Source organism: Drouetiella sp. (genome assembly GCF_059504425.1).
Genome location: NZ_JCACIN010000119.1, coordinates 1 through 13540 on the forward strand (window position 1 = coordinate 1; position 13540 = coordinate 13540).

Genomic DNA, 13540 nt, shown 5'->3' on the forward strand with positions numbered 1-13540 from the left:
TAGGTCTTGCTTGATACCACGCTATTCTTCTAACCTTCCCTTCAGGGCACTACCAATTCCTGTCTCAACCTGTTCTGCTTGAGCAGGAATATTGGTCAATGGCTTGAATGAATCAGACTTGGCGGCGGACTGAGCCAAAACTCTGACCCCACTATTCAACTGAACTGAGAGAGCCAGCAGGGCAATGAAAAGTGCAGAGAGCAGCAGCTTGCGAGTCTTGCTTATGGAGAAAAGAAATGCATTTAACCAAGGAATCACAGGCTGATGTTCCAGAATGGCAGTTTTACAAGCATACCAGTACTTAGCTCAGCCTTTTGGACAATCAATTAGGCATGCTCTAGATCTGATTGGAGAACAACTAGCGAATCAAGGGCTGAGTTGCTAAGTCTTCTAATTCAACGGACTTGAGTAAATCTGTCCAGTCTTGAGCGATCGCCCCATCTTCAGGCTGTGTAAGCTTTAATTCTGCCAAGGTGTTCAGCGCATCGTACCAAATACCATTCTCGGCATAGAGTGCGGCTTGCTGCCGAGGCGTGGCTTGGGTGAGGCGATCGCGGAGTCCTTGCTCCAGATGAGTTCGCTGTATCCAGCCTTCCACATAATCCAGCGTCATGGTTTGATTCGGTTCACACACCGCTCTTACCTTAAAAAACCAGTGATACTGCTGATTCATTTCCAATCCACTGACTGTGGAGGGGAGGTTTACAGAAACAATTCCAGGCGCTGACGGTGCAGGAATCGGTGTGCGATAAATCGTCTGATCCTGACTATTTTGCAAGACAAACTCGATCGCCCTCATCTGTGTCGGTTCGTAAGGCATAAAGAACCAAAAGCGCGGATGATCAGCGCTAGTTAATCCCCAAACTTGAGTAATTGGAGTTGCCCCTGCTGCGCTTAAAGTTTGCTCAGGCACCAGCGCCATCAGAGGCTGGCTTCCGGCAACGCATCCTCGAGAAGCCCCCTCTCCCCGACTCCCCGGCGCACCGCGATCGGGTGGGGGCGGCGGTGGCGTGTAGGAAATAGAGGCTAAGCGGGGCAATGGTGCCGCCTGTAGTGTAAAGCGACTGAACGGATTCAGCGCTAAGGCAAGAGTCAAGGTAAACTGCAACAAAAATTTTATAGAGGGCTTCATAAATTTCTCCTAAGTGAACGCTGCAAAGACTGAGATTGCGCCAAAGTTTTTACGTAAAGGGCACCACTGCTGCCCAAGAAAGCCAATGCAGTGGGAACGATCGGTATCCACCCGCTGTACTGGACTAGAACAATCAGACAGACACTATATAAAATAACGATTGCTCCCCCAACGGCAATCCCCCAAGCGGGTAACTGTCGGACAAATTGAGTCAATAAGCTTCCAGTCACAGACCATGCCATTACCCAAAGGGTTTCTTGCCATAGTGTCCAAGCCCATAGCAGCGATCGTTCTCCCAGTGCAGCACTAATGAGTTGACTGGTCATTTGCGCCTGTAAGATCACGCCCGGTATTTTTTGTATCGCTCCCTGATTCGTTTTGTAGGGCGTTAGTGAGTAATCCTGGAAACTCTCAGCCGTTGTTCCAATCAGTATAATTCGATTCCTAATCACATTTGCATCCACTTGATTCGATAAAATTTGGCTCAGGGTCACTTGAGGAATTGCCTCTTTGGGCGATCGGTAAGAGCGATAGTTCAACAAGATCTGGTGCCCCCAAGCATCAATGCCTTGATATCCGCCCGTATGAGCTTCAATCGGCTGAAAGTGAGCCTTGCCGAGCTGCCAAGCTCCGTCTGGGGAAAATTGCAGAGGTACGCTTTGAGCCGCTAGGTAGCGTAGCGCTAGCTGCGTACTGAAGGCATAGGTAGCAGTGCAAGCTGAAGATGGAGGTGGCGTTAACGCCAGGAGCTGCCGCCTTACCACACTGTCTGCATCAAGCGGTAGATCGCTAAAACCGAGGCGATCGGATGGAGTTTCTGGCGGCGGGGCAATCCCTACACGTCCGGCTTGAGGATCGGTAACTTTGCAGATGGTTACGAGGCGATCGTTCTGGCGCATTGCCGCTGCCAGCCCAGGTATGTTTCCTACAGGATAATCTCGATAGATATCCAATCCAATTACCTGTGGTTGATAGGACGCTAATTTCTCTAGCAGTTTGGCAAGAGATTGATCTGAAAGAGAGCCGCGTCGAGACTCCTGAGACTGTGCCTGGACATCCTCTTCAGTAATCGCCACCACGAGCAGGCGGGTGTCAGGCTTTTCCTCAGGACGTAACTGCAAAAACTGGTCAAATGCTTGGAGTTCCGAAGGCTGTAAAAGCCCTACATATCGAATGCTCATGATGAGTAAAGCGATCGCTAGACTGATTAGCAAGGCTGACGTAATCTTGGGCCGGATAGCGGGAGAATGTCTAGGTTGACCGACGCTGACCCAAGTCATTGGCGTTTCAGCCAGATTTTGATAAATCACAGGTAGCCAAGTTGCACAGGGAAATTGCCCTTCTAAGCCCTGAAGCCGCTCTCGTGCCTCTCGAACTGCGAGGTAAAGGGGTTCATCTCGGGAAAACGCCTCTAAGAAATATTTCAGGAATTCCTGGGCAACGCGATCGGGCACAGGCTCTCGCATGACAATCATCTGCGGGATCTGCAAATCGGCGAATTCCCGCGCTAGCCCCAGCCCATCACAAGAGTTGAAAATTGCCAGCTTCAATCCGCGATTCACCGCTTTCCTTAGAGCATACTTTAGCTCATCGATCGTTAAACTCTCGTTAGGGTTAATATAAATCCTCCCCGTTTCACGAGTTCCAGAACTGGAGCTGTGTCCCGCAAAAAAGAGAATATCCCAATTCTGTTCCCAAATATGGTCAGTCAGCTCTTTTCGAGCGGGTTCTACCAGGAAATTGATCGTAGCATCCGGGAGCTTTTCCAGAATAGCGCGATCGGTCTGAATATCAATTCCTGCGCTATCTCCCAAGAGCGCTAAAATCTTGACAGGCTGAGTTGAATGTGCAGAGTAGTGGACCTGTTCATAGGTTGCCGTACTTAGCGCAAACTCTGCGTGGGGATAGCGCTCAATTAAATCCCAGAGATGCCAGGGAAGTTTTTGCAGGGGTAAAGCTGAAGTTTGGAGAATCACGCGAATTGTTTCAGTGGGCTGGAGCTTTTCTAACCACTTCTCACGAATCGAACGAAACGACTCTGCCTGTAGCCAATAGTTGAGCCGATCGCGTAACTGCTCTGCCGCTTCGCTACAATCCTCAAGACTCGCAAAGGACGACGATTTAGGCAATCCCATAGGACGAGCCGACAAATCCAATCTCCGATAAATGGCTTGCCAGCGATCGAAGCTCAGGGGTAGTTTAGGTTCAGGCGGTAGTTCACCCATGACTTCGCTAGAAGGGCGGGTGTTTTCCATCCCAATCTGAAGCGTGACCGGGAATCCCTCGGCAAAACTCCCTGCCCCAAACTTCAAGATGACTAATTTACCCACGGTGACTCCAACGGTAGGGATGGAAAGAGGCGATCGGATCAGGGAAGCCCAACTGCGATCGCCCATTGACTTGAGAATATGCCTCCACCTCAAATGCTTCAATGAGGCTATCAAAGTATTATGCCCTCTAGAGGCGTAGAGTAAAGAGCAACTTAACTTCACCCATCTACCTATGGAATACGTTCAATCAACGGATTATTAAGAACACAAGGCGAAATCGCTGCGGTCTCCGGTGATGATGGAAATCCGACCTTACCCGAAACACGCACCCGATCGGTGTAGGTAATCTGTTGTCCATCACTTGCAGTCACGTGTAAATCTGCGTGAGTATAAGTCCCAACAGTCGGCGGTTGATCGGTGTATGGAGTGGGCTGCGCATTACTCTTAGCTCCATTCAATCCTGGAATCGTAATGGTGCTTTTGCTTTCTACAGGAGCAACCCGATTTGTCTCGTTTCCATATTGAACCCATACTCCAACCCGATCGTTCAACCTCTTCACATCCTTTGATAAACGAATCTCAAGTAGTACAGAAATAGTGTTATCTACTGGGATTTCGTCAGGTAACTTTAGATATCCTTCAAGAGCTATTCGTTTTCCATCGTTGCTTCTACCACACGCCCGCACAAGTTCTGTCGCTTTCCCAACAGTGGGTGGTTTATTCGTGCAGCCGGTTAATACTGCAAGCAGGGTCATAAAACAGGCAAAGCATTGTTTGTTCATAGGATCTTTCTCATTAAAATCATTGCATTGGGCGCTCACAATAGCTAGATACAGCTCTTTCATTAATTCTCTACTGATGCTTTTGCCTTTTATGCAGGTCTGGAGAGTGGAATTTTTAGAGTGCGATTTTAGGCTAGTGCGATGTTAGACCAGCGCTGGATATTTCCGCTTGAGAGCAGGGTTGTTGAGCCGAGATTGGGGAGCAAACCCTTTGGCATTAGGAAATGATTTGCTATGTTCTGGCAATTCTCCTAGTAACTCTTGAATCTGCTGAGGCAGCAAGGTGGCAAGATCGTAATGCTTTAGGATGGTTTGACGAGCCTTAGTGCGGAGACTAGATAAGCGATACGTGCAATCGCCCAGGTTAGCGCCCTGCCCTAACGCCTCATCAACGCGATCGGCAATCTCATTGGGCGAGAAGAAATCGACTAATAAGCCGTTTTTGCCATCCTGAATTACTTCAGTCACTGGAGCAGTACGAGAAGCGATGACTAAACAACCCGTTGCCATCGCCTCCAGCATTGACCAGGACAAAACAAACGGACGAGTCAGGTAAATATGTGCCGAAGACGCTTGCAATACCTGAAGATACTGGTCGTAGGGCAGAGAACCCGTGAAATGCAGCCGAGACAAATCTAATGGCAGTTTTTCCAGCATAAGCTGCTTATAGGTTTTGCCGTTAGGTAGAGTTTTACCGTAAGCGACCCGATCGTCTCCTACCACCACCACATGGCAGTTGGGGCGACGCTGCTGAATTAACGCCACAGATTCCATAAACTGCGGGAATCCACGATAGGGTTCCATACCGCGTGTGGCATAGGTAACGATTTCATCCACCTGAGAGAGATCTAGCCCGATCGCAGGTAGGACTAATTTAGCTCCAGGCTTAGGACAAAAGAAAGTTGTGTCGATGCCGTCGTGTAGCACCTTGATCTTGGAATGAAACTCGGCAGGAAACTGCTGCTGCTGCCAATGGGTAGGAGAAATACCGCGATCGCAGTTTACCAAATCCATCAAAATGGGAGCATTTTTCACGCGAATTCGGGCTGCTGCATTGGCATCTAATGGATCGCTGGGGTCAAAGTCTGCATCCGAGCCGTGAGCATGATAAAACCACTCGAAGTAGCCGTACAGCTTGGCTTGGGGAAACAGATCTTTGATGAATAAGGTTGGCCCCCAACCAGAATGTCCGCATACCACATCTGGGATAAAGCCTTGGGCTTTTAAGGCTTGCCCCATACGATAAACCGCCTGACCCTCTATGACCGCACTTTCAAGCGATCGGACATACGGATGGGTTTGGGGATGGGCGGGGTGTGGCACCCTATAAAGGACTTTGTGAACGCCCGGTAGACTGCCCTCTACCCGTTTTGTGCCAAAGACCACCTGGTTTTGAGGATCTTTCGCTAAGGCGGTGGCAAGGTGACGGAACTGGGCGGGAAAGTTGGGATGTAAGAAGAGAATACGCATGGTGGTTCAGGATAGCTTCACGTCCGCTCATCAACTTGAACACTTACTAATCTTTTGCCAAAGAAATGTTCAACACATAGCCATCAAAGCTGGTGAGGGGTTTGGTGAGTTGAGCGGTCACAAAATCAGAACCCACCCAGACGATCGCTTGTTGTTCTATATCTTCTGGTTTAGCTGCACCATACTTTTGAGTTGCGACTTCAACTAAGTCAGCGTAAGCCTCGTTCAGGTTTGGATCAAATTGCAGCTTGACCGATTCGAGCTGAGCGGCTTCACCATTTTTGGCGTAGTAAAACTCGTACTGTTTGAGACCGGGAACATTTTGCACAGCGACTTTGCTGAAGCCAAACTCTGAGACTTGCTCTGCGCCAGGAATGATTTTTCCAGCCATTGCAGGAGTCAGTCCTTTTTTCAGTCCTCTGCCTGCAATTACCTTGGGTAGCCACCCGTCCTGTTTGGTGCCGAGGATAGTAGCAAACTGCTCTTTTGCTGTGCGATTGGCATCAGGAGTCTCAGCTTCGACTTGGGTAGAAGCTAGGCTGGGCTGTTCGCTAGAACTGCTGCTAGATACAGGATTAGAGGGTTTTTCAAGCGTGGTGCAGCCCCCTAAAACTACGATCGCCAATCCGATCGCCAGTAGACCCGTACGTGAAACTTGCTGTTGAGAATGCATTGTCTTAATTCCTAGAATGCGTAAAAAACCAATGTTTGCGATCGTCTATTCTTTGAAAGTGAGCGTTAGAAATGAACGGATGAATCGAAGGGGCGATCGTCAACAACCCAACGACAGATCAGCTTATTGTTTTCGATTTCCCAACGCGCAATCAGAGTAGGTCGCGGTAGTGGATTAGATAAAAGAGACTCAGACTGTAGTGACGGTTCATGTTGAAGCTGCATAGGATTAACCTTGTTATGTTTGATTTTTAGATTGAATCAGTTGGCTTTGAGTGCGCCATTAATTGCGTAAGAGTGATAGCTGAAGGATTGAATCAACAGAGAATCTGTAAATGAACCAAAATAGGAATTCCCTGCAACTCTTTCTCTTACTCTCTACCGATGCTTTTTTCTTTTATGCAGCTCTGATTATCCAGATTTGAGGAGCAGAATTTTGTAGAGGGCGATCGCTTATTTAAAAACTGATCGCCTGATTGATTAGCCTTGAGTGTGCCAGGAACGAAACAAAAAATGCGATCGCAGACAAGTCACGAAGACACTGAACGGCGATCGCAGAGAATCACTTCTTAGGAACACTCAAGTCAACTAGCTAGGACGAGATCAACAGGAATTAGACAAATACTGCGTTTTTACTGAGATCGAAGTTTGTGGCATCTTGAATAATGCCAATTCGTTCCCAGCTATTGTTGGATCTGTAGAAGATTTCGGTATCTTGGGCGTTTGTGCCAATACCGCCAACGCTGCTGAATTCTACTTTGTATTGACTGGCATTACCAGCTAGCTGAACGCGATCGAACTCAACATCAAAATCCCCAGATCTGGGATCAAAATCCTGAATGACCGCGTAGCCATCGCCCGTTTCGTTGTAGAAAACCTTACCCGTTTCGCCCAGCACAAAGGTGTCAGATCCTGTATCACCCGTGAGTCGGTCATATTGGCTATCGTTGGTAACGGTGGAGCCATAGCCATTGATGTAGTCATTTCCGACTCCACCGACAAGGGTATCAGATCCCAAATCACCGCTCAGGATGTCATTGCCGCTACCGCCATTGAGAGAGTCATTGCCATTTCCGCCATTCAGCGTGTCGTTGTAGTTGCCGCCGATCAGGGTATCGTTGCCATCGTCTCCATAGAGTAAAGACCAAACGTTGGCATCGGCAGTCAAGCTGTTAGCCCCTGCGTCTCCGGTGTAGACATTATAGAATCCGCCATTTCCGAAGTCGATCCGATCGATTCTATAGAGCAGGTCAGTACCTTCGCTACCAGTGATTTGAACCGCTCCATCGCTGGTAAAGGCAGCTTTATAGTCTGTGTATTGTCCAAAGTAAGTGGCAATATCATAGCCGCTGCTGCCATCGAGAATATCGTTGCCATTTCCGCCCGTTAGGGTATCGTTGTAATTGCCCCCCCTCAAAGTATCATTGCCATTGCCGCCGTAGAGTAAAGACCAAACGTTGGCATCGGCAGTCAGGCTGTTAGCCCCTGCGTCTCCGGTGTAGACGTTATAGAATCCGCCATTTCCGAAGTTGATCCGCTCGATTCCATAGAGCAAGTCAGTGCCTTCGCCACCGGTGATTTGGACAGATCCATCGATGTTAAAAGCAGTGCTGAAGGTATTGAATTGTCCAATGTAATTGGCAATATCGTAGTCATTGCCGCCAACGAGAGTATCGTTGCCATATTCCCCGTCTAGGGTGTCGTTGCCGTTGCCACCGTAGAGATAGTCGTTATCATTGTCGCCAGCCAGATAGTCGTTGCCGTTATCGCCGACAAGAGTGTCGTTGCCAATCCCACCGAAGAGGCTGTCGTTATCTTCGCCGCCACTCAGGATGTCGTTGCCGTTGCCACCAATCAGGGTGTCAATGCCGCTGTCGCCATAGAGTGTATCATTGCCCTCGCCACCATTAAGGTAATCGTTGTCAGCGCCACCATCAAGGTAATCGTCGCCGCCGTAGCCATACAGGATGTCGTGACCAAACCCAGAAATTTGGCGATCGTTGCCGCTGCCACCAATGCCATAGATGTTATCAGTGCCCGTGTAGGTGAAAGAGCCACGCCTTTCTCTATGAGATCCCTCGAAACCCGGAAAAAAAACATCAAGAATGTCGCCTAAAATGCCCATGTCGTTTACTCCTTAAAAAATGATGAATTGATGTGGACTATTGCTTAGGTTGACAACTAATTGCAGAACGCTTATGTCAATACGTAGGTGCTGTAATAGGAATTCCTGCAACTCTTTCTCTTACTCTCTACCAATGCTTTTTCCTTTTATGCAGGTCTGGGAATTTGTGGAGGGCGATCGCTCATTTAAGGACTAATCGCCACCCCTGCTTGATTAGCCTTGAGTACGCTAAGAACAAAACAAGAAATGCGATCGCAGACAAGTCACGAAGACACTGAACAGCGATCGCAGAACACCACTTTTCAGGAGCACTCAGAACCCAGTCGAAACTATATCAACAGGTACTGTCAGCAGGCACTAGACAAAAACCGCATCTCTACTGAGATTGAAGTTAGTGAAATCTTGAATGACGCCGATTCGTTCCCAGCCATTGTTGGATCTGTATAAAATTTCGGTATCTTGGGCACTATTGCCAATACCGCCAATGCTGGCGAATTCCACTTTGTATAGGCTGGCATTTCCGGCTAACTGGATGCGATCGAACTCAGTATCCACACTTGAAGACTTAACATCCCAATCGCGGATCACGGCATAGCCATCGCCCGTTTCGTTATAGAACACCTTGCCTGCTTCACCTAGCACAAAAATGTCAGAACCTGCACCACTGGAGAGCCAATCGTACTGCGTATCGTTGGTGACGGTGGAACCATAGCCATTGATAATGTCGTTTCCACCTCCACCGAAAAGGGTGTCGGCTCCCAGTCCGCCGACTAGGATGTCATCCCCGCTGCCCCCACTGAGAAAATCGCTGCCGTCGCCCCCGCCCAGAGTGTCGTTATAGTTACCCCCAATGAGAGTATCGTTGCCATAGCCGCCATAGAGTAAGGAAAAAACGTTGGGATCGGCAGTGAGGCTGTTATTGGATGAATCTCCGGTGTAAACGTTATAGAATCCGCCATTGCTGAAGTTGATTCGTTCAATGCCATAGAGCAGGTCAGTGCCTTCGCTACCTGTTATTTGAACCTCCCCATCGCTAGTAAAAGCAGCTCCATAGGTAGTGTATTGTCCAGCATAAGTGGCAATATCGTAGTTAGCGCCGCCATCGAGGTAGTCGTTACCTGTGCCGCCAGTGAGGGTGTCGTTGCCCTCGTTGCCGTAAAGGGTGTCGTTGTTGGCTTCGCCATATAACGAATCGTTACCCTCGCCGCCGTAAAGCAAATCATTGCCATCAAAGCCATAGAGCGTATCGTTGCCCGGTTCGCCAGCGAGGGTATCATTCCCTTCTGCACCCTGAAGAGAGTCTTGACCAAAAGAGCCAAGCAATTTGTCATTGCCATAGCCACCATAGAGATAGTCGTCGCCGTAGCTACCATCTAACGTATCGTTCTCTGCATCACCGTCAAGAGTGTCATTGTTGTTACCCCCAAAAAGGTAGTCAATTCCACTCCCGCCATTGAGGTAATCAGTGCCATCGTCGCCATAGAGGCTATCGCTGCCTGCTTCGCCATAGAGAGAATCATTACCCTCCCCACCGAAGAGGGTATCGTCGTCCTCTTGACCATAAAGCGTATCGTTGCCCTGGTCGCCGTAGAGCTGGTCATTCCCCTCGGCACCCTGGAGATAGTCTTGACCAGAAGCGCCTAGCAATGAGTCATTGCCATAGCCACCATAGAAATAGTCATCACCACTGCCACCATCTAACGTATCGTTCCCAGCGCCACCATAGAGAGAATCTTTGCCGTCATTGCCATAAATGACATCATTGCCAGCTCCAGAGAATTGTCGATCGTTGCCGTTACTGCCGAGACCAATGACATCCTCTCCACCGTTATAGGTAAAGGAACCACGCTTTGTAATTGCCATACTATTCGTCCTTATCAGTCGTAACTGAATGATTAAAAATTGAAGATTGGATGGGACAACCCCTTCCTCTACTCTCTACCGGGGCTTTTGCCGTTTATGCAGGTCTCACGCCTGCGGAGTAGACAACCTGCCTAACAATTGGCTTTACAATTAGCTCTACAATTGGATGGCTCTGACTTTAAGCGTTCCATCTGAATCAGGTGAACCTATGCGAACTCGGCAGGGACTTCTTGAAATTTTTTCCACATTTCTGCAATTCAAAGCAGATGCTTTTGGAGGCTGGGTCACAGATCCAAAGCTGCGACGCAGTATGCAAACTTGCTTAAGCCAGTCTGCTCAAGAGGAATCTGAGCTTTTTTGGGCGCTTTACTGGCACCAGATCTGGCAGACCCAAGCCAGCCCGATCGCCGCCTCCCACCTAACGGCATACCTTCAAGAAGTCTGCTACTGGACTGCCCGCAAGCTAGCTCTAAAGCTGTCTGGCAACCACTCGATCGCCGACTTTTTTCAAACTGCGATCGCCCGGATTGACAAAGTGTACAGAAACTTTAATCCACAGTTCAGCTCCAGCCTCAAAAGCTATGCAGAACTGGTGCTGAGCGGCACGATTAAAAATCAGGTTGAGAAACAGGAGGAAGTCGCGATCTGCACAGATTGGGCATTGCTGCATAGGACGAGCCATAAGCGATTGGTAGAAGCACTGCAATTTTCTGGAGAAAGCCCTGAAGCGATCGCCCGCTATGTTTTAGCCTGGAACTGTTTTAAGCAGCTATACGCGCCCAGCACCGCTCAAACGGCTCAACGCTTAAGTAGACCCGAATACACAACATGGCAAGCGATCGCGCAAGTCTACAATGCTGAGCAATTAAGCCAACTTAGCTCGACTCAAACCTGTAGCCCGGAGAACCTGGAGAAATGGCTGTTAGTCTGTGCCAAAGCCGTGCGGGTGTTTCTGTATCCTGCAAAGATTTCTATTCACACTCCTATTCCTGGACAAGAAACGAGTGAGCTGATGGATTATCTCCCTGGAAGTATTCAGGAATCTTTGCTAGCTGAGGCGATCGCCCAAGAAGAGACAGAAATCCGGGAGACTCAGGGTACACAAATTAATCAGGTTTTAGCAACAGCAGTGACACAACTCGATACCGAAGCTCAAATTCTCCTACAACTGTATTATCAGCAAGCTCTGACTCAACAGCAGATTGCTCAGCATCTAGGCATGAAACAATATACAGTTTCTCGCCGACTCAATCGTCTTAGACAAACCTTACTTTCGACGCTAGCTCAATGGAGTCAGCAAACTCTGCATATTCCCTTGACATCTTCGGTACTGGACAGTATGAGTAGCGCCATAGAAGAATGGCTCAATGCATACTATCTACCACCCCATGTCACTGCAACTGCAACGGAGTCCCGATGATGTCTTCTGATGCAATCCCTCTTGCCGCGATTACCGATCGACTCTATTTGGAAATTCCGCAGGTTGCGGAACAACAGCATCAGGCTTTCTCAACGCCAGGAGCAGATTGGCAGGCTCACCTCAATCAGATGAGTTTGGCAGCCTTCTTGCCCTGGTTGCAGGAAGAACAGACGTCTCAAGTTTGGCCTTCTGTAGCGGCGTTGTCCAGTTTCTGGGAGCTTGTGAATGGAACAGCGATCGTCTGTGAAGACATGCGGTTAGTTTTGATTCCGACCCCTGAAATTGACCTCAGAGAACTGCGAGTGCCACAAGAATGGGTAGATATTCCGAGTTGGAGCGCCGACTACTATCTGGCAGTGCAGGTCAATCCAGATGCGGGGTGGATCAGAATTTGGGGCTATGCAACTCATCATCAACTCAAAACACAAGGCGCTTATGAGGATGGCGATCGCACTTACAGTCTGGATGAAGATGAGCTGATCCAAGATCTCAATGTGCTTTGGATTGCCCGTCAACTCTGCCCTGAAGAATCCTTACGAGCGGAAGTTGCGCCAGTTCCTATATTACTGCGGCAACAGGCAGAAAACTTGCTAGAGCGTCTTGGCAATCCCGCAGTGATCTTCCCGCGTTTGGCAGTGCCCTTTCAGGTTTGGGCGGCTTTGCTAGAACATGGCGGCTGGCGGCAACGCCTCTACGAACGACGGCAGGGATTCTTAAATTCCTGGTCAGTTCCCCAGTGGTTACAGGTAGGTCTATCAGGCTTAGCCGAACAAATCGGCTGGAGTACGCGCGCCTTAACGATCGCTCAGGGTATGCGAAGCCCAGCAGAGAGAATCAATGGCTTATCGCGGCAGCTAGCGATCGCGGGTCATCTATACGAGTTACAGATATTTCCTCAAGGCAATCTAGAAGAGCGCATCTGGAGATTTGAGTTGTGCCCGCTGGATGCCGATCGACTAGTTCCTTCGGGCTTCAAACTCAGGCTTTTAACGGAGGATTTGCAGCCCTTTGAGCATAATGAGGATATTGCGATCGAGGCAGTCGATCGACTTTATGTAGATGTCATTCTTGAACCAGAGGAAGGACTGGTATGGGAAATTGAGCCGACACCAGAAGGATACGATCGAGAGATTCTGAATTTTTAAGCTGTAATGTGAACTTACTCAAGCACATAGGGCGAGACGTTTGCAGCAATATACGTATTCGAGCCAGTCCAGCTTGGCAATTGGAAGGATAGCGATCGGCTGGAGTCGGACTCAAGGTAGTCCTATTTAGTAAAGGATGGAGAATAAACAAGCTTTATTAGCAACTTAATGGTTCTGAACGGATCAATTCATTGTAATTATGAATAAAATTCCAGATCGCACCAACGTGATTCTCCAGGTTCTTGGAAAAAGATAAGGTTTTTCTCACTAAGCGCGATACCCGTTGTCTAAGCGTGTTGTTAACCCGTTCAATATAGCTGGTCAAGCCACTTGCCTTACCCACTGCAACATGGCGGCTACTGGGCAAGACTGTAATGACCCCCAAATTTCGGACAAGGAGCTAAGAGTAGTATTCTTGTCCTATGGAGGGAAAATCAATGGCAACGCACCGTCGTCAATACAGCGCCGAATTTAAGGCAAAACTTGTTTTGGAGGTCATTAGAGCCTATCCGAAAACCTGAATCGCTCTTATTGCAATGCATGCACAAGCTAGATGGATCATCCCAAGATAGTTTTCTTTATAGAACCCATTTGAGATCTTAAGAGGATGCTGCAAGCCGCTTCACCATTAGCCTAACGAAGCAGAGGTGAATCTTGGTCG

The 13540-nt window shown here is 48.7% G+C and carries 11 protein-coding genes and 1 pseudogene; 2 read left to right on the forward strand and 10 right to left on the reverse strand.

Annotated elements, in window-relative coordinates; genetic code table 11:
* Positions 1–21: 21 nt before the first annotated feature.
* The 9 genes from AC5JMP_RS26475 to AC5JMP_RS26515 all read right to left on the reverse strand — a co-directional run bounded on the left by AC5JMP_RS26475 (position 22) and on the right by AC5JMP_RS26515 (position 10314).
* Positions 22–258, reverse strand: coding sequence for a hypothetical protein (locus AC5JMP_RS26475; RefSeq protein ID WP_495854505.1), 237 nt, complete (start codon positions 256–258; stop codon positions 22–24).
* A 100-nt stretch (positions 259–358) separates the two neighbouring features.
* The gene (locus AC5JMP_RS26480; protein WP_495854506.1) at positions 359–1132 is read right to left on the reverse strand and encodes a DUF928 domain-containing protein; all 774 of its coding nucleotides are present in this window, start codon (positions 1130–1132) and stop codon (positions 359–361) included.
* Positions 1129–3528 (reverse strand): CHASE2 domain-containing protein, encoded by a 2400-nt coding sequence (locus AC5JMP_RS26485; protein WP_495854507.1) that lies wholly within the window; start codon positions 3526–3528, stop codon positions 1129–1131. Before AC5JMP_RS26485 ends, AC5JMP_RS26480 begins: the two co-directional genes overlap by 4 nt.
* Positions 3529–3632: 104 nt before the next feature.
* Positions 3633–4247: a hypothetical protein gene (locus AC5JMP_RS26490; protein WP_495854508.1), complete on the reverse strand. Its 615-nt coding sequence runs from the start codon at positions 4245–4247 to the stop codon at positions 3633–3635.
* Positions 4248–4328: 81 nt separating this feature from the next.
* On the reverse strand, positions 4329–5654 hold the full coding sequence (locus AC5JMP_RS26495; protein ID WP_495854509.1) for a glycosyltransferase family 4 protein: 1326 nt from the start codon (positions 5652–5654) through the stop codon (positions 4329–4331).
* Positions 5655–5700: 46 nt separating this feature from the next.
* Positions 5701–6327 carry a hypothetical protein gene (locus tag AC5JMP_RS26500; RefSeq protein ID WP_495854510.1) on the reverse strand — a complete coding sequence of 209 codons (627 nt, stop codon included), beginning with the start codon at positions 6325–6327 and terminating at the stop codon, positions 5701–5703.
* 65 nt (positions 6328–6392) lie between these two features.
* Positions 6393–6551 (reverse strand): hypothetical protein, encoded by a 159-nt coding sequence (locus tag AC5JMP_RS26505; protein ID WP_495854511.1) that lies wholly within the window; start codon positions 6549–6551, stop codon positions 6393–6395.
* A gap of 388 nt (positions 6552–6939) precedes the next feature.
* Entirely contained in the window at positions 6940–8451 is a 1512-nt protein-coding gene (locus tag AC5JMP_RS26510; RefSeq protein ID WP_495854512.1) for a calcium-binding protein, read from the reverse strand.
* A 357-nt stretch (positions 8452–8808) separates the two neighbouring features.
* Positions 8809–10314, reverse strand: coding sequence for a calcium-binding protein (locus AC5JMP_RS26515; RefSeq protein ID WP_495854513.1), 1506 nt, complete (start codon positions 10312–10314; stop codon positions 8809–8811).
* A gap of 166 nt (positions 10315–10480) precedes the next feature.
* On the opposite strand from AC5JMP_RS26515, the gene AC5JMP_RS26520 reads away from it, so the two are divergent.
* Both AC5JMP_RS26520 and AC5JMP_RS26525 read left to right on the forward strand, forming a co-directional pair.
* The gene (locus tag AC5JMP_RS26520) at positions 10481–11734 is read left to right on the forward strand and encodes a sigma-70 family RNA polymerase sigma factor (RefSeq protein ID WP_495854514.1); all 1254 of its coding nucleotides are present in this window, start codon (positions 10481–10483) and stop codon (positions 11732–11734) included.
* Positions 11734–12879, forward strand: a complete 1146-nt coding sequence (locus AC5JMP_RS26525; protein ID WP_495854515.1) for a DUF1822 family protein — start codon at positions 11734–11736, stop codon at positions 12877–12879. The genes AC5JMP_RS26520 and AC5JMP_RS26525 overlap by 1 nt, the downstream gene beginning before the upstream one ends.
* Positions 12880–13036: 157 nt before the next feature.
* Here the strand turns inward: AC5JMP_RS26525 and AC5JMP_RS26530 are convergent.
* Positions 13037–13249 (reverse strand): annotated as a pseudogene (locus AC5JMP_RS26530) (IS1 family transposase); the annotation flags it as partial.
* Positions 13250–13540 lie beyond the last annotated feature (291 nt).

Coding starts and splice junctions, on each gene's coding strand:
- AC5JMP_RS26480 (WP_495854506.1), bottom strand. CDS start 1,132: ATGAAGCCCTCTATAAAATTTTTGTTGCAGTTTACCTTGACTCTTGCC.
- AC5JMP_RS26485 (WP_495854507.1), bottom strand. CDS start 3,528: ATGGGCGATCGCAGTTGGGCTTCCCTGATCCGATCGCCTCTTTCCATC.
- AC5JMP_RS26490 (WP_495854508.1), bottom strand. CDS start 4,247: ATGAAAGAGCTGTATCTAGCTATTGTGAGCGCCCAATGCAATGATTTT.
- AC5JMP_RS26495 (WP_495854509.1), bottom strand. CDS start 5,654: ATGCGTATTCTCTTCTTACATCCCAACTTTCCCGCCCAGTTCCGTCAC.
- AC5JMP_RS26500 (WP_495854510.1), bottom strand. CDS start 6,327: ATGCATTCTCAACAGCAAGTTTCACGTACGGGTCTACTGGCGATCGGA.
- AC5JMP_RS26505 (WP_495854511.1), bottom strand. CDS start 6,551: ATGCAGCTTCAACATGAACCGTCACTACAGTCTGAGTCTCTTTTATCT.
- AC5JMP_RS26510 (WP_495854512.1), bottom strand. CDS start 8,451: ATGGGCATTTTAGGCGACATTCTTGATGTTTTTTTTCCGGGTTTCGAG.
- AC5JMP_RS26515 (WP_495854513.1), bottom strand. CDS start 10,314: ATGGCAATTACAAAGCGTGGTTCCTTTACCTATAACGGTGGAGAGGAT.
- AC5JMP_RS26520 (WP_495854514.1), top strand. CDS start 10,481: ATGGCTCTGACTTTAAGCGTTCCATCTGAATCAGGTGAACCTATGCGA.
- AC5JMP_RS26525 (WP_495854515.1), top strand. CDS start 11,734: ATGTCTTCTGATGCAATCCCTCTTGCCGCGATTACCGATCGACTCTAT.